The sequence below is a fragment of the Pseudomonas sp. SIMBA_068 genome (assembly GCF_046534705.1).
GTDB classification, from domain to species: domain Bacteria; phylum Pseudomonadota; class Gammaproteobacteria; order Pseudomonadales; family Pseudomonadaceae; genus Aquipseudomonas; species Aquipseudomonas putida.
In genome coordinates this window covers 1-322 of the sequence record NZ_JAWRYI010000221.1, presented here as the reverse complement: position 1 = coordinate 322, position 322 = coordinate 1, and the positions used below count along the sequence as shown (strand labels likewise).

1 protein-coding gene is annotated in these 322 nt (G+C 58.7%); it reads left to right on the top strand.

Annotated elements, in window-relative coordinates:
• Positions 1–322: immunoglobulin-like domain-containing protein (locus SB756_RS28905; RefSeq protein WP_410912954.1), on the top strand; the 322-nt coding region annotated here is incomplete at both ends.

Below are 322 nucleotides of genomic sequence, written 5' to 3'. Positions count from 1 at the left end.
CCTTGAGCAATAAGGCCGGCACCGACGTCACCCTGAAACTCGACAACGGCTCGAGCATTACCATCAAGGCCGGTGACACCGTCGGCACCGTGACCGTCCCGGCGCCAAGCGATGACGTGTTCATCGATAAGAGCACCCAGACCGTCAAGATCACCGACGCTACCGGCGGCAACTTCGAGAAGCTGGAAGTTACCGGTAACGGCGCAACTACCACGATCAACGACACCATCGACAAGGTCGATGTGGTCCTGACCGCTACTAACACCGTCGGCGAAGGCGGCAACATCGTTTACACCGCCAGCCTTGTGGATAAAAACGGCGC